22 protein-coding genes are annotated in these 26470 nt (G+C 35.4%); 10 read left to right on the top strand and 12 right to left on the bottom strand.

The features are described from left to right. Positions 1-24: 24 nt before the first annotated feature. Positions 25-345, bottom strand: a complete 321-nt coding sequence (locus RQM59_RS06415; RefSeq protein WP_349241258.1) for a YbaB/EbfC family nucleoid-associated protein — start codon at positions 343-345, stop codon at positions 25-27. 136 nt (positions 346-481) lie between these two features. Between RQM59_RS06415 and RQM59_RS06410 the strand changes: the two genes are divergently transcribed. The 3 genes from RQM59_RS06410 to capB all read left to right on the top strand — a co-directional run bounded on the left by RQM59_RS06410 (position 482) and on the right by capB (position 5073). Beyond that, positions 482-2581, top strand: coding sequence for a S9 family peptidase (locus RQM59_RS06410; protein WP_432208135.1), 2100 nt, complete (start codon positions 482-484; stop codon positions 2579-2581). Positions 2582-2612: 31 nt separating this feature from the next. Then, on the top strand, positions 2613-3653 hold the full coding sequence (capA, locus tag RQM59_RS06405; protein WP_349241256.1) for a cysteate synthase: 1041 nt from the start codon (positions 2613-2615) through the stop codon (positions 3651-3653). A gap of 163 nt (positions 3654-3816) precedes the next feature. Beyond that, a complete protein-coding gene (capB, locus tag RQM59_RS06400; protein WP_349241255.1) occupies positions 3817-5073 on the top strand; it encodes a cysteate-C-fatty acyltransferase in 1257 nt (418 codons plus the stop codon). 68 nt (positions 5074-5141) lie between these two features. Here capB and RQM59_RS06395 read toward each other — a convergent pair whose 3' ends face one another. The 5 genes from RQM59_RS06395 to RQM59_RS06375 all read right to left on the bottom strand — a co-directional run bounded on the left by RQM59_RS06395 (position 5142) and on the right by RQM59_RS06375 (position 11284). Beyond that, positions 5142-6542: a metallophosphoesterase family protein gene (locus tag RQM59_RS06395; RefSeq protein WP_349241254.1), complete on the bottom strand. Its 1401-nt coding sequence runs from the start codon at positions 6540-6542 to the stop codon at positions 5142-5144. 289 nt (positions 6543-6831) lie between these two features. Continuing rightward, positions 6832-7173, bottom strand: coding sequence for a hypothetical protein (locus tag RQM59_RS06390; RefSeq protein WP_349241253.1), 342 nt, complete (start codon positions 7171-7173; stop codon positions 6832-6834). 2 nt (positions 7174-7175) lie between these two features. Beyond that, positions 7176-7784, bottom strand: coding sequence for a hypothetical protein (locus tag RQM59_RS06385; protein ID WP_349241252.1), 609 nt, complete (start codon positions 7782-7784; stop codon positions 7176-7178). Positions 7785-7936: 152 nt separating this feature from the next. Beyond that, positions 7937-9763: a DEAD/DEAH box helicase gene (locus RQM59_RS06380; RefSeq protein WP_349241251.1), complete on the bottom strand. Its 1827-nt coding sequence runs from the start codon at positions 9761-9763 to the stop codon at positions 7937-7939. A 135-nt stretch (positions 9764-9898) separates the two neighbouring features. Beyond that, on the bottom strand, positions 9899-11284 hold the full coding sequence (locus RQM59_RS06375; RefSeq protein ID WP_349241250.1) for a TlpA family protein disulfide reductase: 1386 nt from the start codon (positions 11282-11284) through the stop codon (positions 9899-9901). Between the two features lie 242 nt (positions 11285-11526). Between RQM59_RS06375 and RQM59_RS06370 the strand changes: the two genes are divergently transcribed. Next, positions 11527-13146, top strand: coding sequence for an ABC-F family ATP-binding cassette domain-containing protein (locus RQM59_RS06370; protein ID WP_349241249.1), 1620 nt, complete (start codon positions 11527-11529; stop codon positions 13144-13146). Positions 13147-13177: 31 nt separating this feature from the next. Here the strand turns inward: RQM59_RS06370 and RQM59_RS06365 are convergent, their stop codons facing one another. Beyond that, entirely contained in the window at positions 13178-14119 is a 942-nt protein-coding gene (locus RQM59_RS06365) for a hydrogen peroxide-inducible genes activator (protein ID WP_349241248.1), read from the bottom strand. Between the two features lie 94 nt (positions 14120-14213). Here RQM59_RS06365 and RQM59_RS06360 point away from each other — a divergent pair, with 94 nt between their 5' ends. After that, positions 14214-14684, top strand: coding sequence for a Dps family protein (locus RQM59_RS06360; RefSeq protein ID WP_349241247.1), 471 nt, complete (start codon positions 14214-14216; stop codon positions 14682-14684). 32 nt (positions 14685-14716) lie between these two features. Here RQM59_RS06360 and RQM59_RS06355 read toward each other — a convergent pair whose 3' ends face one another. From RQM59_RS06355 to RQM59_RS06340, 4 genes are all read right to left on the bottom strand, one after another. Continuing rightward, the gene (locus RQM59_RS06355; protein WP_349241246.1) at positions 14717-15526 is read right to left on the bottom strand and encodes a lysophospholipid acyltransferase family protein; all 810 of its coding nucleotides are present in this window, start codon (positions 15524-15526) and stop codon (positions 14717-14719) included. A gap of 59 nt (positions 15527-15585) precedes the next feature. Continuing rightward, positions 15586-16212: an NUDIX hydrolase gene (locus RQM59_RS06350; RefSeq protein ID WP_349241245.1), complete on the bottom strand. Its 627-nt coding sequence runs from the start codon at positions 16210-16212 to the stop codon at positions 15586-15588. Position 16213: 1 nt separating this feature from the next. After that, a complete protein-coding gene (locus RQM59_RS06345; protein ID WP_349241244.1) occupies positions 16214-16525 on the bottom strand; it encodes a DUF6787 family protein in 312 nt (103 codons plus the stop codon). Positions 16526-16614: 89 nt separating this feature from the next. Further along, positions 16615-20406, bottom strand: coding sequence for a DUF8693 domain-containing protein (locus RQM59_RS06340; RefSeq protein WP_349241243.1), 3792 nt, complete (start codon positions 20404-20406; stop codon positions 16615-16617). 146 nt (positions 20407-20552) lie between these two features. On the opposite strand from RQM59_RS06340, the gene RQM59_RS06335 reads away from it, so the two are divergent. From RQM59_RS06335 to RQM59_RS06315, 5 genes are read left to right on the top strand one after another with little or no spacing between them, the layout of a single operon-like run. Further along, positions 20553-21881, top strand: a complete 1329-nt coding sequence (locus tag RQM59_RS06335) for a dicarboxylate/amino acid:cation symporter (RefSeq protein ID WP_349241242.1) — start codon at positions 20553-20555, stop codon at positions 21879-21881. A gap of 20 nt (positions 21882-21901) precedes the next feature. Further along, positions 21902-22936 carry a glutathione synthase gene (gshB, locus tag RQM59_RS06330; RefSeq protein ID WP_349241241.1) on the top strand — a complete coding sequence of 345 codons (1035 nt, stop codon included), beginning with the start codon at positions 21902-21904 and terminating at the stop codon, positions 22934-22936. 10 nt (positions 22937-22946) lie between these two features. Beyond that, positions 22947-23798, top strand: coding sequence for a sulfurtransferase (locus RQM59_RS06325; protein ID WP_349241240.1), 852 nt, complete (start codon positions 22947-22949; stop codon positions 23796-23798). Between the two features lie 4 nt (positions 23799-23802). Further along, complete coding sequence (locus tag RQM59_RS06320; RefSeq protein ID WP_349241239.1) at positions 23803-24633, top strand: N-formylglutamate amidohydrolase; 831 nt, start codon at positions 23803-23805, stop codon at positions 24631-24633. Positions 24634-24663: 30 nt separating this feature from the next. Continuing rightward, complete coding sequence (locus tag RQM59_RS06315; RefSeq protein ID WP_432208134.1) at positions 24664-25821, top strand: peptidase MATCAP family protein; 1158 nt, start codon at positions 24664-24666, stop codon at positions 25819-25821. On the opposite strand, the gene RQM59_RS06310 is transcribed toward RQM59_RS06315, so the two are convergent. Further along, on the bottom strand, positions 25822-26469 hold the full coding sequence (locus tag RQM59_RS06310; RefSeq protein WP_432208132.1) for an HAD family hydrolase: 648 nt from the start codon (positions 26467-26469) through the stop codon (positions 25822-25824). Position 26470 lies beyond the last annotated feature (1 nt).

Below are 26470 nucleotides of genomic sequence, written 5' to 3'. Positions count from 1 at the left end.
CTTGTATGAAAAAAGAGATAGGCATTAAGAAAATAGATCCATTCCAGGAATATTGGGCATCCCATCTTTCGCTGCAGCAGCCATTTCCTGATCATTAATGGCACTGGCTTTTTGAATCGCGTTATTCATGGCGACTACTAAGTAATCTTCTAATTCTTCTGCATCTTCTAATAATGAAGGATCAATGTGAATTGATTTAATTTCTCTGTTCGCCGTAATTGTAATCTTTAGTTTTTCAGAAACTTCTTCATCGATAAGAACGGTGTTCAATCGTAATTTAGTTTCTTCAACTTTTTGCTGTGCTTGTTTCAGCTTGTCCATCATACCTGATAAATCTCCAAACATGGTTTTGCGTGTTAAATTCGTTATGACAAAATTACTATTTATATTGCAAGCATAAAATCTTCTTAAAATGAAAAGAATCATGCAACTTACCACGGTATTTAGTATTATTTTTGCGTCCGCATGTAAAAATGAATCCATGAAGAATACGGATGCGAAAGCACCAATTGCAGAAAAACAAGCTAAAGAGTTAACGGTACACGGAGACACAAGAATAGATAACTATTTTTGGATGCGCCTCACTGATGAGCAGAAAACAGCCAAGAATAAAGATGAACAGACCAATAAAGTAGAGACCTACTTAGAGGCAGAGAATACCTATTTTGATAAAGTAACGGCGTATACAAAAGATTTTCAAGAAAATTTATTTCAAGAAATGAAAGGAAGGATCAAAGAAGACGATTCTTCTGTTCCTTATAAAAACAACGGTTATTTCTATATCACCAGATTCGAGAAAGGAAAACAATATCCAATTTACTCAAGAAAGAAAGAACATCTAGAAGCTCCAGAAAATATTTTATTTGATGTAAATGAAGAAGCACAAGGGCATGAATACTTTCAGTTAGGTGGGCTTAATATAAGTCCAAATAACAAATTAGCGGCGTTTGCCGTTGATACAGTCAGCAGAAGACAATATGTTATCAGGATTAAAAATTTAGAAACTGGAGAGGTTTATAAAGACGAAATTAAAAATACAACAGGGGGATCTGTATGGGCAAATGATAATAAAACCTTGTATTATACTTTAAAAGATCCAGTTACCTTAAGGAGCGAGAAAATCTTTAAGCACGTGCTAGGGACGGATGCATCGGAAGATGTTGAGATCTTTCATGAAACAGATGAAACTTTTGGGACGTATGTGTACAAAACAAAATCTAAGAAATATATTGTTATAGGTTGTTATAATACGGTTTCATCGGAGTTCAGAGTGCTTTCTGCTGATAACCCCGATGGAGCGTTCAAAATAATTCAACCTAGAGAACGTGATTTAGAATATAGTATTTCTCATTTTGACAATTCATTCTATATTTTAACAAATAAGGATGATGCAACGAATTTTAAGTTGATGAAAACGCCTGTTGAAAAAACGTCTAAAGAACATTGGGTCGATGTAATTCCTCATAGAGAAAATACGCTACTAGAAGATATTTCAATTTTTAAGGAATACTTAGTGCTAGAAGAACGCACAAATGGATTAAGCAAAATCCGAATCAAAAGATGGGATGGGAGCAAGGATGAATACTTGCCTTTTGATGAAGAAACATATTCCGCAAGTGTATACGCAAACCCAGAGTTTGATACAGATATTATTAGATACTCATATAATTCCTTCACAACACCGAATTCTGTGATTGACTATAACATGAGAGAAAGGTCAAAAGAAATTAAAAAAGAGCAGGAGGTGCTAGGAGGCACATTTGATAAATCTAACTATAAAAGCGAACGTGTATGGGCAACAGCCAGAGATGGTGAGAAGGTTGCCATTTCGTTGGTGTATCATAAGGACACTAAACTTAGTAAAGATACTCCTTTGTTGCAATATGCATATGGCTCTTATGGATACACAATTCCAGATGGGTTTTCAACTACACGTTTAAGCTTATTAGATAGAGGTTTTGTGTATGCCTTGGCACATATTAGAGGGAGTCAATATTTAGGAAGAGAATGGTATGAAGATGGAAAAATGCTGCATAAGAAGAATACATTTAATGACTTTGTAGATTGTTCTAAATTTTTAATTGACAATAACTACACATCTGCAGACCACCTATATGCAATGGGAGGGTCAGCCGGAGGATTGTTAATGGGGGCAATTGTAAATATGAATCCAGAGTTGTACAATGGAATTGTAGCAGCCGTACCTTTTGTAGATGTCGTATCTACTATGTTGGATGAATCTATCCCGTTAACTACCGGTGAGTTTGATGAATGGGGAAACCCAAAGAATAAAAAATACTACGATTATATTTTGTCGTATTCTCCTTATGATCAGGTAGAAGCAAAGGAATACCCTAATATGTTAGTAACAACGGGTTATTTTGATAGCCAAGTACAATATTGGGAACCAGCAAAATGGGTAGCGAAATTGCGGGATGTAAAAACTGGAGATAATGTCTTATTAATGCATACCAATATGGATGCTGGGCATGGCGGTGCATCGGGTAGGTTTGATGCGTTAAAGGAAACGGCGAGAGATTACACCTTTTTCTTAGCATTAGAAAATAAGTTAGAAAAATAAATTAGTTTTGCAGTCGTCGACCAAGCCAAGAATGATAAGAAATAAAGGAATAACCAAGAATTTACTGGACCTAATTGGGCAGACGCCCATAGTTCAGTTGCACAAGATTACAAAAGACTATCCAGGGCAATATTTTGCTAAAATAGAAGCATTCAACCCAGGGCAATCCGCTAAGGATAGAATAGCTTTACATATTGTTGAGAATGCAGAGAAAAAAGGGATCTTAACACCTGGAAGCACTATTGTAGAAACTACTTCTGGTAATACTGGATTCAGTTTAGCTATGATTGCCATGGTAAAGGGATATAGCTGTAAACTAGCGGTAAGTAATAAGTCTTCTAAAGATAAAATAGATGGACTAAGAGCCATGGGAGCCGAAGTATATGTATGCCCGGCTGATGTACCAGCTGATGATCCAAGATCTTATTACGAAGTTGCTAAAAGAATTCATAACGAAACACCGAACTCTGTTTATATCAATCAGTATTTTAATGCGCTTAATATTGAAGCGCATTATGAAACAACCGGACCGGAAATCTGGGAACAAACCGAAGGAAAGATTACGCATTTGGTCGTTGCTAGCGGAACGGGAGGTACTATTTCAGGTACTGGAAAATATTTAAAGGAGCAAAATCCAAATATAAAAATATTGGGAGTAGATGCGTATGGATCTATATTGAAGAAATATCATGAAACAGGTAAGTTTGATAAAAATGAGATCTATTCTTACAAAATAGAAGGGTTAGGTAAAAACTTAATCCCTGATGCTACTGATTTTTCCGTAATTGATGTATATGAGAAAGTTACGGATAAGGATGCAGCATATAAGGCGCGAGAAATTGTGACAAAAGAAGGCTTTTTCCCGGGTTATACTTGTGGTGCTGTAATGCAAGCTACAGAGCAGTATGCGGCTAAAGAGATGTTTGACGAAGATAGTTTTGTTGTGCTTATTTTCCCGGACCATGGATCGCGCTATATGAATAAAATATATAGTGATGAATGGATGAAAGAACAAGGTTTTTATGACTCTGAAATGCCACAAAATTCTCCAGCAATATATATAGAGAAGTAGCAATAACAGGAGTTTCTCGTCTTCTAAAAGGAATGACGATATTTGGAAAAACGATTAAAAATCACCAAATTGTTAAAATCTTGTTAAAGACAAATTTTTAAAATTTGATTAACTGGCAAAAAATAGGTTAATTTGCAAGCTGAAAAAATGAACGATAAATAGTATGACGAAAGATTTATTTGAAAGGATTCGAGAAGATAAAGGACCTTTAGGAAATTGGGCTGAAAAAGCGGAAGGATATTATGTATTTCCAAAATTGGAAGGACCTATTTCTAACAGAATGTCTTTTAATGGGAAGAAGGTAGTTACGTGGAGCATTAATGATTATTTAGGATTGGCAAATCATCCAGAAGTTTTAAAAGTGGATGGAGAGGCTGCTATGGAGCATGGAATGGCGTACCCAATGGGTGCTAGAATGATGTCAGGTCATACAGTATTTCATGAGCAATTAGAAAGAGAATGTGCTGAATTTGTAGGAAAAGAAGCTTCATATTTAGTAAATTTTGGATATCAAGGGATGGTATCTGCCATAGATGCTTTAGTAAACAAAAACGATATTATTGTGTACGATGTAGATACACATGCATGTATTATTGATGGTGTTCGTTTACATCCTGGTAAGCGTTTTGTTTATAAGCACAACGACATGGAGAGCTTTGAGAAGAATATGAAGCGTGCTGTAAGAATGGCTGAAAAGACTGGAGGAGGGATATTAGCGATCTCTGAAGGAGTTTTTGGAATGCGAGGAGAGCAAGGACGTTTAAAGGAAATAGCTGCTTTAAAAAAGAAATATAACTTCCGATTGCTAGTAGATGATGCGCATGGTTTTGGAACCCTAGGAGAAGGAGGAAGAGGAACTGGTTATGAGCAAGGAGTCCAAGATGATATTGATGTGTACTTTGCAACTTTTGCAAAATCAATGGCAGGAATTGGCGCTTTTTTTGCTGGTGATAAAGATATAGTTCAGTACTTACAATACAATATGCGATCTCAAATGTTCGCGAAGTCTTTGCCAATGCCTATGGTAAAGGGAGCTTTAAAGCGTTTGGACATGATCCGTACTATGCCAGAGTTAAAAGATAAACTTTGGGAAAACACACGTGCACTACAATCAGGTTTAAGAGCCGCAGGGTTTGACCTAGGAACCACAAAAACATGTATTACTCCTGTATATTTAAAAGGAGATGTACCTGAGGCGATGGCTTTGGTGCAGGATTTACGAGAAAATTATGGAGTATTCTGTTCTATCGTGGTATATCCAGTAATTCCTAAAGGACTAATTATTTTAAGATTAATTCCGACAACTACACATACACAGGACGATATTGATGAAACAATTAATGCATTTTCAGGGATCCGTAGTAAATTGGAAGAAGGTGTTTACAAGCAAATTGCTGCTGCGAATATGGCGGCTGAATAGAACTTGTATAGATAACATAAAAAACCCAAGCATTTCGCTTGGGTTTTTTATGTTACAAGAGTTTCTTATTAGGCCTGGTTATACCAGCATTGATCTCCAGATTGATCATACCATGTTTCGGTAATGCCATTACTATCAAAAGTAAGGATGGCAAAACCATTTTTAACACGCAACTTATTGTTAGGAGCACCATCATTTAAAGGTGTATTCGTAAAATAGTCAATATTACCATTTTTTAACCACCTTCCAGTTCCAATAGGAATTGCGCCATTTCCAAGACATCGAGATAACGTGTTTCCAGAAGCGGCATTGTCATTATAAACAATACCATTATGAATATGACCCCAATACCACATGTAAGGAGGATTATTTAATCCATTGGTATCATTAACATCAGACCATAAGTCATTTAACGAATCGCCTAGAGTATCAATTGGATTGTGATGTGTCATCAGTACTATTTTCTTTCCTTTGTTAGAAGCATCATTCATAAATTGTATCTGATCACTATTTGTAATTCTACCTTGCATATACATTCCTGTAGCGTCATATGCCGAGTCCATACCAAGAATGATATAATCGCCATATTCAATTGAAAAATAACTAGCTCCTGTTTGATATGGATGAAAGATGTCAGATGCCATGGCTACATTATAGTATCCATTGGCGCCGTCATACATTTCATGATTGGAGTTTAGGGTGAAGTTTCCTAAAGGAGCTTTATATTGCCATACATCAATTAAGTTGTGTTGTTCTTCACCATTAAATATCACACCATTGTCCGTTCCGGCGTAGTATACATCTCCCAAGTGTATAACCATATCTGGAGCTAAGTTCTTTATTGCCGACATTACCTGGGTAGAAGGACTATCTGTAGAAGGACCGTCGGGATAATTACCTGAACCCCAATCTCCCATAACCGCAATACTTAAGCTAGGTTGTGAACTGGAATCTACTGTAACCGTATTTGGAGTCGTAATAAATTTGGCTTTTGTTTTCAATCCAATCTGTAGCTCGAGGAAATCAATAACGGCCAAAGACCATCCAATATCCATGACTGCATATAACTGAGTTGCTACTAATGATCCATCTCCCATAAGAACACCAGAAGTCGACCACGTTTTTTTCCAGTCATTCCATTGTGTTGTACTGATGGTTGTGTTGGGCATACCCAAATTATCATGAAGTTTCTGATATAGCCATTTCCCGATAGAGCCAGTACCTGGTAAAGTAACATTTAAGAAGTATAATGCCCAACCGTATTCAATATTGCCAGGATCTGTAGGAGAAGGGTAAGGACCACTAGTTGGAGGTAAAGAATTCATAAGTTTAATCAGCAAAGTTTCATCTTCTTGAAAACCATTCCAAAGGGAAGAAAAGGCATTTAGTTGTGCTTCTGAAGCTTTTTCTAACAAGGTGCCTAAGCGATGACTTTTGCTTTCTAAAATTTCTAATTGTTGAGGGTTCATAAGTTTAAGTTTAGGATTAGAACTTGTAAGTTATTGCAAATTAATAAGTTAAACGGGTGTATTTGCGCAAACTAAATTGCAGTTTTCTGCAATACAAGAACCCAAGCAAAAGCTTGGGCTCTTTGGTTAGTTGAATCTAATATGTATAAACGGGGGGATACATAATATTATATATGCATCTAAGGTAAGGGTGTATTGCTGTTAGTAGATGACAAAACCCGCAATTAAAATTGCGAATTTCTGTGATAATCTATTGATTATTAGTCAAGTTTAAAAAAGGGAAGGCAAACTATAATATTGGTACCAACTCTGAAAACGTATTTTTTAGCGCTTCAAAAATGTTGTTGATCGCATTTTGTACTGCGATTAAGGTAAGTGTTGAAATAGCTACTAAGACACTTTCTGTAGCGACTACTTGCATCTTTAATAAGATTTTTCCCGTATCCGGAGAGTACCCGTCGTTTGAGTCTATAGCGTATTTAGCCACATTTTTAGCAATGTCCTTTAATTGAGTGGACATCTTTTTAAATTCAACAGGAGCATAATTCTTAATAGAATCCCAACCGTCACCAAAAGCATCGCTGGCTTCATCTAAGATGGTTTTATATATGTTGTTTATTGTGAGTTTCATACTTAATCGGTTTTGCGTTTAGAGCTTCGCTTTGTTGTTTCTACGATCCAAGCAGCATTAATAGATTGATTGCTTATATCTAATGCTGTTTTACTAGTAGTTATTCGAATACAGGACAGTTGTTCGCCATTTCTGCTACGACACTTGTCAGCTGTTTGATGAATCTCTTTTACAAAGAGTAGTTGTTTTTTTATCAGTACTAATAAGCGTTCCGTACAACCGTAAGAATTTCCATTTTCAGTTTGATTATTAGGAGCAATTACAACAGGCATCTGATCGCCCATAATGCGTTCTATTTTACTAGAAATATTGGTAACCAACTTACAACTACCTGTAGATTGCATTCTAGCACGATCTATTAACAAGTCTATTTTGGATTCCAATTGATTGTAGGTTCCTTTGCTACTGTCAAAAGTACCTTGCTCAGTTCCACCTGCATCGCTGGCGTTTTTTATAAAAGTATTAAGCAGCTGTTTGTAGTCTCTAAGTCCATGATCTATAACTTGATCATAATCGCTAACGAGCTGTACTTTACAAGAACTTATTCCTAGTACTAAAAGACATACCAGGAATATGTTCCTGAGAGGTTTGGGGTAGGTAGGTATTTTCATCAAAATGGTTTTCACTTGTGTTCAATTACTTCTTTTAAAGCATAAAAACACCCTTAAAGGTATGAAAATAAATGTATTACAGATGCGTTTTACCGTATTTTTAACGATGATTTACCGCAAAAAAAAACCTACGTTACGTAGGTTTTTTAAAGTTATCTGGCTCTTCGTCTTCTACCGAAACCGCCAGTGTTTTTATCTCTAGATCCTCTATCTGGTCTTTCATTACTTCGAGAACGCTTTCCTCCATTTCCACCACTTCTTCTTCCAGATCCTTCAGTACTTCGTCTTCTTCCAAATCCACCGCCGTCTTTATTTCCAAAAGGTTTTTTACCACGTCTTCTTCCGCCACCTCCAGATCGACCTCCGCGTTCTTTCTTGGTAACCTCGACATTTACACCACGACCTTCGAATTCAGGTTGATTAGCCATAAATGCCTCTAATGTTTTGTCCTCAAATGCCTTGTCAACTTCAAAGAAAGAGAAAGTGTCTAATATATCTATTGAGCCTATAGCTATTTTATCACCAATATTTTGATCGTTAATTAAACCGATTAACTTTGCTGGATTCAATCGATCTTTTCTACCAATATTAATAAAGAAACGGGTCATATTCTCATCAGATCCTCGACCACCTCTGGAATTTTCTCTAGAACCCAAATCGTTTAAATCTGGAGCATTCTCATAGTATGATAAGAAAGAGTTAAACTCTAGTGAAACGAACTTCTGAATTAACTCTTCACGTGATAATCCTTCTAATTTTTCATAAATACTAGGTAAGAACCCAGTAATCTCGTTCTCATTAACTTCAATATTTTGAACTTTATCAATTAAGTGCATTAATTGATTTTGACAAATTTCCTTTCCTGAAGGTACCTGCGTGTGTACAAATTTCTTTTTAATGATACGTTCTATAGCACCAATTCTTCCTTTTTCTTTATTGTTTACCAAAACTAAGGAGATTCCAACATTATTGGCTCTACCAGTTCTACCACTTCTATGTGTATAGTTTTCGATCTGGTCTGGTAATTTATGATTGATAACATGAGTTAAGTTGTTAACATCTAGCCCACGAGCTGCTACGTCAGTAGCAACTAACATCTGAATATTTTTCTTACGGAATTTCTCCATAACAGAATCACGTTGACCTTGAGATAGGTCACCATGAAGTGCATCTGCACTATATCCATCCCTAATTAAATTGTCTGCAACCTCTTGTGTTTCTCTACGGGTTCTACAGAATACAATAGCATAGATGTTAGGATTAACATCAGCAATCCTTTTTAAGGCAGGATAACGTGTTCTTTCTGTTACTAGATAGTATTCATGACTTACATTATCTGATCCTTGATTTTTTTGACCGGATGTAACCTCTATAGGCCTGGTCATATAGTTTTTGGCAATTGCCTCGACCTCGCGCGGAAAAGTTGCAGAGAATAATAAGGTCTGTTTGGTTTCTGGGGTAGCATCTAAGACTTTATCTAATTCATCCTTGAATCCCATATTAAGCATTTCATCAGCTTCATCTAAAACCAACCATTGCACATTCCCTAATTTTAAGGCACGTCTATTGATCAAATCAACCGTTCTTCCTGGTGTACCTACAACAATTTGAGCTCCTTTCTTTAACTTTCTGATTTGCTCTTCAATATTAGCACCACCATATACAGTAACCACCTTCATGTTTGGAATGTACTTGGCAAAATCTTGAATGTTCTTCCCAATTTGTACCGCTAACTCTCTAGTAGGTGATAAAATGATTGCTTGAGTATTGTGATTGTTTTCGTCTGCTAATTCTAAAATAGGCAAACTAAAGGCAGCAGTTTTACCTGTACCAGTTTGTGCAAATGCTTTTAAATCGTCTGTAGAAGATATGATTTGCGGAATTGCTTTTTCTTGTATAACGGTAGGGTTTTCATATCCTAAATCCGTCAATGCTTTGTTGATAGGTTCTTTTAAACCTAATTCTAAAAATGTTGACATACTGTGTTTTTGTAGATCCACAGATGCCCACCTGCAAACCTTATTTATATACGACTTCGATTTTTGGGTGACGATACACCGATAAAATCGTGCAAATGTACTCTAAATAAAATAGATAGGTTAAGAAAAGGTAAATTAGTTTTGAGCTAAGGTAGCTACTTGATTGTAAATGTTTTGAGAAGACAAAGAAGCATAAGCATTTACAACAATTCCTTTTTTATTGATCAGAACTGTTCTTGGCAATTTACTTGTTAAAAATGCATTAGCTTTACTATCAGCATCCACATAATATTGAGATTTGATATCTAGTTTTTTAATGTAATCTTTGTTTTTGCCGTCTATTTGAACACCAATAAATTCAACATTAGGATATTTTTTAGCGAAATAGTTCACTTTAGAATATAAATAATCTTTACTGATATACTTTGTATTCCAAAAATATAAAACAACATCTTTCCCTTTAGTAATGCTCTTAATAGAATGCTTAGAGTTATTTAGGTCAGTAATTTGGAAATCTGTTAACTTCTTCCCTTTGTGCAACGTTCTTATATCATTTAGTAAGCGTTTTACAAGTTTTACATCTTCATTATTAGAAGTTAACTTTAGAAAGGTATTAAAAGCATCATTGTTTACGTCACAACTAGATTTTCTATAAAAATGAGAGATAACGGTTTGTCTTAAAAGTGTATTTCTTGTACTTTCTGATTCAAAGTGCTTATCAATAATATTTAATAACTCTGTTGTAAACTTATCAGAATACATCTTATGTCCTGAGTTATTCGTAATATTATATAAATAGCTTACAATGTAATCTCTGTAAGCACTATAGTACATAATACTATCTTTCTTGTAGTCAATGGTACTTCTATGGTCAAAGAAATCGTCATCTATCTTTTCGTTCATCGTTTCACGCATCATTTCATGATGAACTAAAGGATAATTTTCTAACCTTCTGTATACCGGATAGGTCAGAGATATTTCTAAAAGTGTTTTAAAGTCGTTTGATTCATTTTCGAAACGAGATAATAACTCTTTTAATCGTTGCTTTTTCTGTTTCTCCAAAGCTCTTACCTTATTCTTAAACTGCGTAGGAGACAGGCTATATAAGTTACGGAAGAATTTATCATCTTTCTCTGTATCTAAAAAGCAATCGATCAATAAATTATTTCTTTTAGCTCCTTTACCACTAAAAACAAGAGATTCATCAAAATCCCAAGTGTTTAAGCGAATTAAAATACTGTCGTTGGGTTCTAAGTATAGATATTGATGTTCAGGTCCATGTTTAAAAACAAACAGTCCTTCCTTTAAATTGTTTATTTCTCCTAAAAACTTATTGTGATTGTTTAGATAGAACGTATCTATTGCTTTTTCATTTTCAAACAATACAACATACTTTCCTCGAGGATTAATGATCTTCCCTCCAAAATACGTAGTTGTATCTTCATTTTCAGGTTCACATCCCACAAAAGAGAGGGCTACAAATAGGTATGTAAGTAATTTAAATCTCGCTAACATTTTCATTAAACATAATTACAGCTCAAAAATAGGCATCAATTAAGGTCTTGCTTGTTAATACGGTGTTAAAAGAATTTTTTTTAACAACATCTTATAAACAATAGACTTATACTTTTTAAAGCCGAGCTAAAATATAGAACTAAATCGGTATATCAAAATCTCTTTTTTATTCATAAAACGATGTTAATTTAGTACCAGAAAAAATAAATGATTTTCATACTTTTGCACAAAATTTAAAAGCATAGCACATGTTATCAGTTTCTAATTTATCCGTTCAGTTTGGTAAGAGAATATTGTTTGATGAAGTAAATACTAAATTCGTACAAGGGAATTGTTATGGTATTATTGGAGCAAACGGAGCGGGAAAGTCTACTTTTTTAAAAATACTTTCTGGAAAACAGGAGCCTACTTCTGGCCAGATTCATTTAGAGCCAGGAAAACGCATGTCAGTTTTATCTCAGGATCATTATGCTTTTGATGAGTTTCCAGTATTGGAAACAGTTGTAATGGGGAATAAAGATCTGTTTAAGGTTAAGAAGGAGATTGATGCTCTATATGCTGATTATTCAGATGAGAACGCAGAAAAAATAGGAGAACTTCAGGTTGAATTCGAGGAAATGAATGGTTGGAACGCTGATTCTGATGCTGCTTCGATGCTTTCAAATTTAGGAATTAAGGAAGATTTACATTATACCTTAATGAAAGATTTGGATGGAAAACAAAAAGTACGTGTGCTTATAGCACAGGCGTTGTTTGGAAGTCCAGATGTATTGATCATGGATGAGCCTACCAATGATCTAGATTTTGAAACTATTTCATGGCTAGAAAGTTTTTTAGCGAATTATGATAATACAGTCATTGTAGTATCTCACGACAGACACTTTTTAGATGCTGTATGTACACATATTTCTGATATTGATTTTGGAAAGATCAATCATTACTCAGGGAATTATACATTTTGGTATGAATCTAGTCAGTTAGCTGCAAAGCAACGTGCACAACAGAACAAAAAAGCAGAAGACAAAAAGAAGGAATTAGAAGAGTTTATCAGAAGATTTTCTGCAAATGTTGCAAAATCAAAACAAGCGACTAGTAGAAAGAAAATGATAGAAAAGTTAAATATAGATGAGATCAAACCTTCTAGTAGAAGATATCCTGCTATTATTTTTAAAAGTGAACGAGAGGCAGGAGATCAAATTCTAAATGTAGAAGGCTTAAGTAAAACGTTTGAAGATGAAGTGCTATTTAAAGCTGTTGATATCAATTTAAATAGAGGGGATAAGGTTGCCGTAATTTCTAAAAATTCGAGAGCTGTAACAGCTTTTTATCAAATCATTGCAAATAGTGAAAAGGCAGATGCCGGAAAGTATAATTGGGGTGTAACTACTACACAATCTTATTTGCCATTAGATAATTCAGAATTCTTTCAGAATGGAGATTTAAACCTTGTAGATTGGTTACGTCAATATGCGCAAACAGAAGAGGAACGCGAAGAAGTTTTCTTAAGAGGGTTTTTGGGTAAAATGATCTTTTCGGGAGAGGAAGCTCTAAAGAAAAGTAATGTATTGTCTGGAGGAGAGAAAGTGAGATGTATGCTGTCTAGAATGATGATGAAGAGAGCTAATATCTTAATGTTAGATGAGCCAACAAACCACTTGGATCTAGAATCTATTCAGGCGTTGAATAATTCACTAATAAACTTTAAAGGAACGATCTTGTTCTCAACACATGATCATGAATTTGCGCAAACTGTTGCAAATAGAATTATTGAATTGACTCCAAAAGGGGTGATAGATAGATACAACACATTTGACGAGTATCTAGAAGATCCAAAAATAAAGGAGTTAAGAGAAAAAATGTATGCATAAATAAAAAAGGAAGCTGATTAGCTTCCTTTTTTTATGCCCGTTGTAAAGGGCTTATTATTTTTACATCACTAAAAGAAATTGCACCTCTTACCACGCCATCTATGGTCGTTTTTAAAGCTTCTATAAGCTGCATTTTTAATTGTGATTTATGATAGATCAAACTCACTTCCCTTGCTGGAGGTGGAGCTAAAAACTCTCTCAGGTGTTTTTGGTCTTTATCGTTTAAGTCCAATGTATGTAAGTAGGGTAAGAGTGTCATGCCCAATCCTTCTTTGGATAATTTAATGAGGGTATCAAAACTTCCACTCTCTAACTGAAACCCTTTTGCATTGTCATCCTTATACGTTCTACAAAGATTGATAACACTGTCTTTAAAACAGTGACCATCTTCTAACAATAAAATGTCGTCCATTTCCAATTGATCAACATCGATTTTTTTGGCATTGAAGAGGCGATGCCCTTCAGGAATTAGTCCTACAAAAGGTTCATAATATAGCGGACGCTCTTTAATAGCTTCATTTTCTAGAGGAGTTGCGGCTAAACCAGCGTCAATATGGCCGTCCATAAGTTTTCTAATAATCTCCTCCGTTGTTAACTCCTCAATAATAAGTTTCACTTTAGGGTATTTATGCGTAAAGTTATTAAGGAACATGGGTAATAATGTAGGCATTACGGTGGGAATAATTCCTAACTTGAATTCGCCACCAACAAAGCCTTTATGTTGATGTACAATATCTGTAATCCTGTTACTCTCTCCAACAATGATCTTAGCCTGGTCAACTACCTTTTGGCCAATATCGGTCAGTTCAATGGGCTTTTTTGATCTATTGAATATCTGAACATCGAGTTCGTCTTCCAGCTTTTGAATCTGCATACTCAATGTTGGCTGCGTTACAAAACTATGTTCCGCGGCTACCGTAAAATTCTTGTATTCTGCGACAGAAAGGACATATTTTAATTGTGTAATTGTCATGTATAAAAATTTTTGATAAAGATATTAAAACTATCAATTACATCTATAGTTTATCCATAAAAAGTTTAAATAAATTTGAATAAAATTAAAAAACATGGAGAAAAATATCATAGGAATAGACCAAAAAGACATGCAAAGTTTAGCACAAGAGTTAAACGTTCTATTGGCAAATTTTCAAACGTATTATCAGAGCCTTCGAGGGCTTCATTGGAATATTAAAGGGAAAAACTTTTTTGAACTGCATCTAAAATTTGAAGAACTATATACCGATGCTCAGGAAAAGGTAGATATGATCGCGGAACGAATTTTAACCTTGCAAGCTACACCTTTACATACATTCAATGAATACACGAATCTAGCTAAAGTGCCAGTTGCAAATCATATTTCCAATGATGAGAAAGCGGTAGGATTAATCGTAACCTCTTTATCTGAATTGTTGAAAATTGAACGAAGTATATTGAACCTATCTGACGAAGCCAATGATGAAGGAACCAATGCCATGATGAGTGATTTTATCTCAGAACAAGAGAAAACACTTTGGATGATGAATGCTTGGTTAGGGTAAACAGTAGTAATAAAACTGAGAGAATTTTGGAGCTATAGGTTCCAGAATTCTCTTTTCTTGTTTAGTTCAGCTTCTTGTTTAGCGTATTCTTCTGGACTGATTACCTTAAGAAATGAGGGATGTTGTTCAATGGCATACTCAATTTTGGTAACAATATCGGCAACAGATTCATTTTCATAATCAATTTCCAAAGGCTCTTTAATTACCATGGATTGCAATACATTACGCTTTTTTATGCGTAACCCCTTTTTATCAAAAGAACGTCTAAATCCATCAATTACAATTGGAATAACTATTGGATTGTATGTTTTAATGATGTGAGCAGTTCCTCTTCTAATAGGTTTAAATGGAGTAGTGGTACCCTGTGGAAAGGTAATTACCCACCCATCATCTAAGGCTTTACTAATATTTGATATATCGGACATTTTCACCTGTCTCTTTACATCTTGCCCACCACTTCGCCATGTTCTTTCTATCGAGATAGAACCTGTGTACGCAAATATCTTTGGTAGTAACCCCGAACGCATAGTTTCTCCAGCTGCCACATAGTAAATATTTAATTTTGGATTCCAGATATATCCTACATTTTTAATAGTATCATCTCTACCTTTTAATGCAGCATTGAAAACGTGAAGCATTGCGGCTACATCCGCAAAATAGGTTTGATGATTCGAGATGAATAACACATTATTATCCGGAAGCTGCCTTAAAATCTCTGATCCCTCGATCTGTAGATTGTTAAAACTTCTATACCTACCATGAGAAACGACTCCTAAAATTCTTATGAGCCATTTTTTTATAAATAAAATATGTCCGAAAGGATTCCTTTTAAATAAAGGCATTACCTAAAAAATTTAATACTTGGTTGGCTGCTAAAATACAAAAGTATTGCAGACTAGCACTATTTTAGGAGTTCTTTGATTTCACTCAACATCATGGCTGTTGCACCCCAAACGATGTAATTATTTAATTTAAAGCAAGGTACCTCTATTTTTTCCATATAAGAAGTTGTCATTGTTGTTGATGTAATGTTTGCTTCATTCAAGAGATCTTCTACTAAAACCTCAATAAGGGATTCTACTTCGTAGTTTTTTGTAAAGACAGGTCTTTTATTGGTGTAGGCAATAAAAGGCGTTGCCAAGAAATTACTGGGAGGAATATATACATCCGTCGTTTCTCTAACAATATGAACCTCATTTTTTAAAATACCAACCTCTTCAAAAGCTTCTCTGAGAGCGGCTTCTTTAAGATCTTTGTCACGCTGTTCAATTTTCCCTCCAGGAAAGCTTATTTGACTAGAATGTTTTCCATTATAACTTGCTCTTAGTGTCAGTAAAAAAGTTGCTTTGTTTTCTTTATTTGGGTAAAAAAGTGATAATACAGCGGCTTTCTTAGGATTACTGGCTTCTATCTTTTGTTGATTATAGCGAAGCCTTAGTTTAGGCGCTAATTTAAATTGTGCATCTAAACCACCTAGCTCTCTGAACTGTACTTGATTCAATTTAGATAAGAACTCATCGAAATACATATTATTCAGACTTTTTGAATAAAAAACCTAGTCCCAATTTACTTAAAAACTTCTTTTCAAATTCCCAAAAGAATTTAAACTGACCAAAGATATAACCTACAATGGGTAATGTTAATTGGTACACGGGAAATATAATAAGGATACGAAGTGGCCAATAGATTAAACCATTGGTGGTTTCTTTATAAAGACCAATAAGCTCCATAGCTGGTTTTGCTAACCATGCTGATAACGAACCATTAATAGCAAAAACAATGAGAATAAGTATGATCTGTAAATTAGAGGTAATGCCCCAACGCTCCTTGAGTTTTTCCATATTGAAAATTGTATTGCAAATTTACAACATGAACGGGAAATAGAATCCTTATTGCAAAATTAATTTCTTAAGAAGAATAGAGGAAGAATCTAGTTTACCACAATTTTCTTGGATACAATTCCCTTATTTGTACTGACTTTTACAATGTAAATCCCAGTTGCGTATTTTTCGATAGGTAGGGTAACCTCACCAGTTATAGAAGTTGTATTTTGATAATGATCTATTTCTTGACCTAGGATAGAGTACGTTGTTAAAGATTGAATCTCTATTGTATTACTTTTTACAATCAATTGTTTGTCTTTTGCAAATAGTAATAATTGACTTTCTAATAGTGGATCATCAGTCCCTAAGGTATTATCGAAAGTAATAAAGAAACGATCATTATACGTTCCCGCAGGCATTGTAATTTCTTGGCTAGAATTAGTAATATTATAATAGAAGTTTGTTACGGCGTCTTTTATATAAATATCGGTGGTTAATTGCTCCGTTTCATCTACCATAAAAGTAACTGCTCTTTCTTGATCTAGTTGCAACATTAAAGGAATCTCCAATGAATTATCGAAATCTTCTATTCCTGCTATGGTATGAGGTGTGGCTCTATCATTGATTTTCAATGCCAAATCAGAAGATTTATAATCCCACATTTCTGCTTCATAACCACTTTCATGATTTTGTGTGAGCCCTCTAAATCCAACAGATACGCGTCTATGATAAATTTCGCCATTGAGATCAAATTCAAAGCCTAAACGAAGTATTGGGAAGCTTGGAGTTTCGTTTCTCTGAGTACTATTTCTACCAAAATATACAGTGTTGGCGTCTGTAGGGTCAAAAACTCTAAGGCCATTGTCAAAGGTCACATCACCGCCACTGGATGATGCTTCGATAAAAAAGCCTTGCCCAATACCTATATATTGACCTGGTGTTTTTCCACTCATCCCCAATTCGGAAGCGGGATTACCCATACCAACAACTCTATTGGCATAACCACCTGTATATTCAGAAGTGGTGTGTGAAGTATCATTGCCAGCTTCATAAAAATATAGGGTACCTTCAATGCTAGTCGTCGTTACTGCGTTATCTGTAATAAACTGATCTGCATCAATAGGAGAAGGATATGGATTACCCATTAAACTCCATCTACCACTACCAAAAGCTCCAATAGTAAAAATATAATCACCATCATTAGGTCGACCTAAGAATGTATAATTTTGACCAGCTCCGGCCCCTGTACTTTTTTTGGTAAAACCTTCGCCAGGATTTAAAGTTGCCGTTTCTCCAATTTCTTCTGTCCATATGCCACTATTTAAAAAGCTAGCAAACCATCTTCTACTTAAAGTTACAGGAGTAGTATTTCCATCCAAATCATCTGTATAGGTAATAGTTCCAGGAGTGTTCGAAGCGGTTAAGGCAGTTGTACCATCTCTTAGAACACCAGAAATAGTATAGGTAGATCCATTGGTGGTTACCGGTGAGGTCCAATAACCTATTTGATACACATTACTTAAGGTTCCCATTCTATCCTTATATACATTTCCTGTACCTGATACATTTCTAGTACCAGTATGTTCTTGTATCAATTGAGAGGTGCCTAATAATCGAAGATCTCCTTCTAACTCTAAGGCATTAATTACTTTAGCCTGAACGCCAGTTGCAGTAGATAAAGTAAAGCCTGAATCGACATGTAAACAATCACAATCAAAATTTGCAGTGATAGTCACATCCGCTTCGATTCGAATTCCTGAAGCATCGTCAGTTTCATCGGGAGCACCACCGGCTCCACTACCACCAGACCACGATCCATTGTAGACAATCTCATTACTGGGGCATTCTATAAAATCAAACCCCATTACATTGGTGTGCGCCACAGCTAAAGCTACATCGGCAGCGTTAGAACTTGTAAACGCATCATCGGTAAACGTAAACGACATATTTGCCGCAGCTTCATCACTATCTATATGACTGTCTGCGGTACCTGAAAAAGTGAGTGTTGCTACAGTATCTCCTCCAGTTAATGTGAATATTGGCGTAAGTCCAGGAGGTAAATTTGCAATAGTAAATTCTGTTGTAAGGTCTAACAGGTTATCGGCATCTACATCTGCAAAAGTATCTCCTGTTAGCGTAATCACTAAAGGCGTTGTTACATCGATAGTTCCATTATTAGTGGATGTCTCAGGTAGATTTCCTCTAGTTTGGTATTGGTTCATATCATCTCCATTGGTTCCAACTATAAAAAATTTGGAACCATCTCCATTAAAAGCCACATCGGTAATGGTAGATTCTTCTGAGTTTACACTATAGGTTGCCGTACTTGTAATAGTACCAGAAGACAAGTCATATGCATTTGACAAAGTGATCTCATTAATATCATTTCCTTGATTTCCAGCAATATATAATTTGGTGCCATCGTTGTTAAAGATGCCTCCCAGTGGTGCAGAATCAATCACTAGACCAGAGACATTGTTTAATGGAAAGGCTATGTCCAAATTTGCCGCGATAGCATCAGTCATGTCATAGGCAGGAGATAAAGAGTACTGATTGATATCATCTCCAGTATTTCCCATCACATACAACTTCGTACCATCATTATTAAAGAACAGATCACTCGGATTCGTATCTTCTGTAGCAATACTCCAAGGGCTTCCCGTTGTTGTGGTAATGGTTGATGTCAAGTCATAGGCTGCGGAAAGGTCGTACCCATCTATTTCGTCATTCTGATTACCAATAATATACAAGGTAGTTCCTGTATTATTAAAGGCCAATCCTCTAATTTGTGTCTGTTCACTATTTACATACAATCCTGCTGTAAATCTTGCTGTAGTGATATCATATGGAGTAGAGAGTGCAATCTCGGCAATGGCGTTTGCTTGATCACCAGCTACGAACAATTTGGTGCCATCATCATTAAAAACCATACCATGTGGAGTGATTTCCACAGTTGGGAATCCTGCTGCAGATATATGCGTTATCGTAGAGCTAAAATCAAAAGCAGCACTTAACGTATATTCATTGATTTGATCATTCACAGAACCAGCCACATAAAAAGTGGTTCCGTCATCATTTATGAGTAATGCTTGAGGAGTATTATCTTCTGTTAAAGCTACAGATACCGTTGTACCCGTTAAACTAGATAGATCAAAACCTGTTGTAAGTGTATAAGTAGTTACGTCATCTCCCGCATTACCAATGATGTATATTCTTGTGCCATCCGCATTAAAACTTATGGATCTTGGATTTCCTTCTCCAGTAGTGGGTATATTATCGATCACCGCGCTAACGGTAGAAATATCGTAATTTGTAGATAGATCAAACTCGAAAATATCATCACTTCTTCTATCTATAACAAAAACTTTGGAACCGTCGTCGTTAAATGCCATTCCTGTTAAACGATCTCCATTGGTTGCACCTAAAAGGTTTTCAATAGCAGTTCTAGTATCCCAAACGACTGGAGTACTAGCTGTAGAGACGTCCCAGGCGGTACTTAGCGTATATTGAGTGACATCATCACCGGAGCCTCCTAATACATACATTCGAGTTCCTGTATCATTAAAAGTAACATCTTCAGGAGCAGTTTCTTCACCATTCACTCTATAATATGACTGAATAGTACCTCGTGTAGAAACGTCATAGGCAGTACTTAGTGTAAACTGTACAACAGCATCTCCACTGGTTCCTACTAAATATAACTTAGTACCGCTATCTCCAAAAGTCATTCCAGTAGGAGTCCGCTCTAACATAGGAATATTCACAACGTCTAAATGTGTAGAAGAAGATATGTTAAAAGAGTTCGTGCCAGAATAGCTTAGACTTTGCGCATTCACCCCTATACCTAACAACAATGTTAAGCATAAAATTAAATGCCATGCCCCACTTTTTCTTAACATAATTCGAGGGAATTATAGTCTAAATATAGGAACTTATAGTAAGACTAAAAAGTTAAATCCTACAAAGAATATAAGCCACCTATATTTTTCGCTAGGATATTGCATTTTTTTTTTACCTTTCAAACATTAAAACTTAAACACATTTCATGAAGAAATTAGCACTGCATTGGAAAATATTGATAGGAATGATCTTAGGGTTGATCTTTGGGATTATCATGTTACAAATTGGATCTGGAGGAAAATTTGTAACAGACTGGATAAAACCTTTAGGAGACATTTTTGTGAGAATGTTAAAACTAATCGCAGTTCCGCTGATTTTAGCTTCTTTGATTAAGGGAATCTCTGATTTGAAAGATATTTCAAAGTTTAAAAGAATGGGACTCCGAACCATTGGGATTTATATTGTAACAACTGTAATTGCGATTACCATTGGATTGGCTTTGGTGAATACTTTTAAACCAGGTAATGGGATTTCTCAAGATACAGTGGTTAAACTAAAGGAGAAATATTCTTCGAATGAAAAGATTAAAGAACGAATGGCTGAAGCCGGTGATCAGAAACAAAGTGGTCCGCTACAGTTTGTGGTAGATATGGTTCCCGATAATGCTTTTAAAGCAATGAGTGAAAATAAAGCCATGCTTCAGGTTATTTTCTTTACCATATTGCTAGGAATTAGTTTGCTATTGATTCCTGAAGAAAAGGCCAAGCCCTTAAAGAATGTATTTGACTCTCTTAATGATGTCGTCCTTAAAATCGTCGATATTATTATGCTCTCTGCGCCATACGCAGTGTTTGCATTATTAGCAACTGTGGTGGTAACAGCAGAAGATCCTGATATTTTGTTGGCTTTATTAAAATATGCAGGGGTAGTAGTTTTAGGATTATTCTTAATGATCGTATTCTATTCAACCTTAGTAGGAGTATATGTAAAGAAATCTCCATTTTGGTTTTTAACACAGATTGCACCAGCTCAATTGTTGGCGTTCTCAACAAGTTCTAGTGCAGCTACCTTACCAGTAACTATGGAGCGTGTTGAAGAGCATATAGGTGTGGATAAAGAAGTATCTAGTTTTGTGTTACCCGTAGGTGCGACAATTAATATGGATGGAACCAGTTTGTATCAGGCTGTTGCTGCTGTCTTTATTATGCAAGTTTTATGGCCGGAAGGAATGACGTTTTCTAATCAATTGACCATTGTGCTAACTGCGTTATTAGCGTCGATTGGTTCAGCTGCTGTGCCAGGTGCAGGGATGGTGATGTTAGTAATTGTATTGGATAGTATAGGCTTTCCTGCGGATCTATTACCTATTGGATTGGCGTTGATCTTTGCTGTAGATAGACCTCTAGATATGTGTAGAACCACTGTAAATGTAACAGGAGATGCTACGGTATCTATGATTGTTGCAAAATCTTTTGATAAAATACATGATCCACAACCTAAAGAATGGGATGATCATTACGATCAAGTTAAATAACCAACTTAAACCCTATAAATATGAATGTTTGCTTTTTAATGTATCCATGGGAGGATATCAAATCTCCTGAGAATGATACCTCTTTAACATTAATCCACGAATGTGCTAAAAGAGGTCATGGAGTTGTCATTTGTACTCCTTCAAACCTAACGATTCGTAATAGTGTTACGAGCGCATTTTGTACTATTTTGAATAGGCATGAGAAGGTGCCAGCAAGTATAAAATCATTTTATAAAAGAACAACTACAAGAGAAGAGATGCTTCCTTTGGCAGGGTTTGACGTAATCTTTATGAGAGCTGAGCCGCCATTAGATCCTTTAATGCTGAATTTTTTAGATTCTGTAAAGGATGATGTGTTTATTATCAATTCGGTTCGAGGAATGAGAGAAGCGAATAATAAATTGTACACTGCGGCTTTTGAAGACCCTAATAATGATATTATTCCAGTAACACATGTTTCAAAAAATAAGAACTATTTAATTCAGATGATTGAAGAGTCTGATGCTGATAAAATGATTTTAAAACCTTTAGATGGTTTTGGAGGTTCTGGAGTTATTCTTATTGAAAAGTCGGCAATGGGAAATATTAACTCACTATTGGACTTTTACATCCACAAAAAAGATGGAAGTTCTGAATATGTAATTCTGCAAGAATATATTGAAGGTGCGGATCAGGGAGATGTTCGAATTTTGATGTTGAATGGAACGCCCATTGGAGCTATGCGAAGAATACCAGGAGAAAAGGACCACCGTTCTAATGTATCCGCCGGAGGTACTGTTGCTAAGCATAAGTTAAATCCGCAGGAAAAGAAATTATGTCAAACCATTGGAGCCAAGCTTGTAAAAGATGGACTCTATTTTGTAGGATTGGATGTGATAGGAGGCAAGCTGGTTGAGGTGAATGTAATGAGTCCTGGAGGGATTACATATATGAATAAAGTATACAAAACCAGAATTCAAGAAAAAGTGGTAGATTTCATGGAGAGTAAATTCTTAGAAAGAAATGCAGCATTCCTACGAAAAACAGATTTAAAGAAAAGGGTACGAGAAGCTTAACGGTATTACATTGAGTGAATTACTTAAAATACCAAGCTCACTAGTTTCTGCACATTGGTTGCATACCCATATGAATGCTTCCAATTTAATTGTATTAGATGCCACTTTGCCAAAGGTAACGGTTAAAAAAATACATGAAGACCAGGCGAAAAAGCAAATTCCAAACGCGCGATTCTTTGATATAAAAAATGTGTTTTCGGATGAGAAGGGACAATTCCCAAACACCATGTTATCATCCAATGACTTTGAGAAACAGGTACAGAACTTAGGAATTAATAAAGACAGTTGTATTGTCGTATATGATGACCATGGCATCTATTCATCACCAAGAACTTGGTGGTCTTTTAAAGCGATGGGATTTCAAAATATAGGAGTGCTAGATGGTGGATTGCCAGGATGGAAGTCGGAAGGTTTTGAAGTTGAAGATCCTGATGAAAAAATATATTCACAAGGCAATTTCGAAGCTACCAGTCTTAAGAAAATGTTTGTTGATAAAAAAGCTGTTTTACGATCAATATATGATTCCAATAAACTGTTACTGGATGCCAGATCAACAGGAAGGTTTTATGGAACTGCTAAGGAACCGAGAGAAGGTGTTAGAAGCGGTCATATTCCCAACTCAAAAAGTTTTCCGTACGCAGAAGTTTTGTCTTCAGAGGGTTTAAAATCTAAGGAAGAATTACAGATTTTGTATGAGGGAATTAATCCTAACTCTAACGAAATGATCTTTTCTTGTGGTACTGGAATTACAGCTTGCGTTTTAGCACTTGCAGCTGATGTTTCTGGGTATTCAGGTATGACTATATATGACGGATCATGGACGGAATGGGGAAGTATACTAGATTTACCAATAGAAAAATAAGATTATGTTAAAGCTATCTATAGAAGCTATCATTAAAAAAATTGAAGCTGAAGAGCTTTTTGAAGCTGTTTCAGATGATTATTCTTTTACGATTAAAATAGACGATTACGTACCGTACGCATGTGGTGCTGTTCACGACGGACATCAATTCAGGAAAGAACTTTGGGCGAATTGTAAGCATACCGAGTATGAACGTTGGTTTGAAGAGGATCCTGCCACGAAAGAGATGGTTAATATGCATCCAATAGTGATTGCAGGAATGGACTCGCGATTTGAGTATGATCTAAATAGAGGACCTGGAAATGCCATATATGAAGATGCATGGGGAAAGCAACTTTGGTATAAGCCATTACCCGATGCAATGATCTCTAAAAGCTTAGAAAAACACGCAAACTTCTATAAAGTGGTATATGCTCTTATTTCTAAATTAGAAAGTAAGTTTGGCGTATGTATTGTATATGATATGCATAGTTATAACTGGAAACGTTGGGACAGAGAAGTGCCTACCTGGAATTTAGGGACGGCAAATGTAGATCAGGATCGTTTTAAAGAAGATATTGAATCTTGGAGTACTATCCTTGGGAAAATGGATTTACCGAATGGTATCCCATCTACTTCAAAGATCAATGATACCTTTCAAGGGAATGGGTATTTCCTAAAATTCATCACACAAAACTTTGATAATACATTAGTCTTGGCTACTGAAATAGCGAAAGTCTATTGCGATGAACTTTCACAAATAATGTATCCTGAGGTAGTTGATGCCGTAGAGAAATATTTAAGAACTCAATTAAAAAACCACGCAGAAACTTTTTATACACGACATAAAGTGTAAATTTGTGTTTCTTTAGATTTTTGCAGTATGATGAATGACTCTTCGGTGGCCACCAAAGCACTTTTTGAAATCGATAATTATATAGATGAGCTAGTTAAAAAGATTGAACTTTTAAGCTATGTGAACCCTATAAATATTGAAGAAGAAAAGCAAAAATTCTTTGCATCGAAGTATTTGTCGGATCCGAACTTTTTATATCCATCTATCGACTTTGATAAGTTTAATTTGCATAGAGAATTTTTTTCTCAGTCTATTGAACAAATAGAAGATACAAGGCTTAAAGCATTGTATGAGGAAATTATATACTGTTATTCGGGTTTAATACAATGTATTGAAACCATTGGAGAAGGAAAGAAGTTTTACTATAACAGTTTGCGGTCATTCGGTACACCCACTGAGCAAGATGTAGAGAACGCCAAGTTTATCTTGCATTTTGATTCGGAAGATGAAGATGCTGAAATGTTTACACCTAAATATTCTTGTGAGGAAGCAGAAAAAATATTCAGGGGGTATTCTGAACAGTACGATTTTTCATTTGATATTAAGCATTCATCAACGATGGGTGCTATAGCTATGGTGTTAAATAATATAAAAACACTAGTAATTAACAAGAACCATACGTTTTCTGATAATGAAATGAATGTATTGACAAACCATGAGATTGGGGTGCATATGGTTACCACCATGAATGGATTATTACACCCATTAAAGATTTTTTCTCATGGCTTCCCAAACTATGAAGAAACCCAAGAAGGCCTGGCGGTTTTTAGCGAGTATATGTCGGGAAACTTAACAATTAAAAGATTAAAAGAACTAGCTTATAGGGTGATTGCGGTCGATAGTTTGGCAAAAGGATATCCATTTTCTAAGACATTTAGGTTGTTGCATAACAATTATGATTTAAATCGTGAAGATGCATTTTATATTACCGTAAGAGCTCACAGAGGAGGTGGGTTCACTAAAGATTATTTATATCTAACAGGTTTAAAAAAGATATATAACTATTACAAAGAAGGTAAAGATTTAGGAGTATTGCTAACAGGTAAAGTTTCTTTGGAATTTATTGATGACATTCAATATATGATTGATCAAGGTTTTGCTGTAAAACCTAAGCATTATACAGATTCGTATCTCCAAAATAAGAATACCAATAAGATGGTAGATTTTATTTTAGAAAGCTTGAAGTAATTAGAAGTACTTTATAAGTTCTTCGAAATCGGTAATAATCATATCTGCTTTTTCCAACGTTTGATCTGCAGCTAAAGGATTTCTATAGCCGATTACAAAAATACCAGCATCATTAGCAGCTTTTACACCATTATCTGAATCCTCGATCACAATACAGTTCTCTTTTGGTATTTTTCCTAGTATTGCTGCCTTTTCAAAAATTTCAGGATGCGGTTTTGATTCTTTAAGGTCAGCACCACTAATTTTCGCAGTAAAGTATTGGTTCAGATTGAATCTATTAAAAACACGTTCGATATTTACCATGGCTGAAGATGATGCCAGCACTAAGACGAGTCCTTTGTTATAAAAGTATTTAATAATTTCTTCGACTCCTTTTACCAAATGTAAAGTTGGATCATTCTCGAAGAAACTCACATAACGGTCACGCTTATTAAGCACTAAAGCTTCAGGTTTTTCATCCAAATTAAAATGAGCCACCAATTTTTGAAAGGTATTGATCGTAGAAGAACCTGTCAACGTTTTGTACAGCTCATCAGATACATGAACACCAATAGCATCAAAAGTTTCATAATAAGCCTTTTTGTGCAGTTCTTCTGAGTCTATGATCACACCATCCATGTCAAATATTACACATCCTATGTTTTTCATA

Source organism: Asprobacillus argus (genome assembly GCF_032248395.1).
Classification (GTDB): domain Bacteria; phylum Bacteroidota; class Bacteroidia; order Flavobacteriales; family Flavobacteriaceae; genus Polaribacter; species Polaribacter argus.
This window is presented reverse-complemented; position numbering and strand designations above follow the sequence as displayed.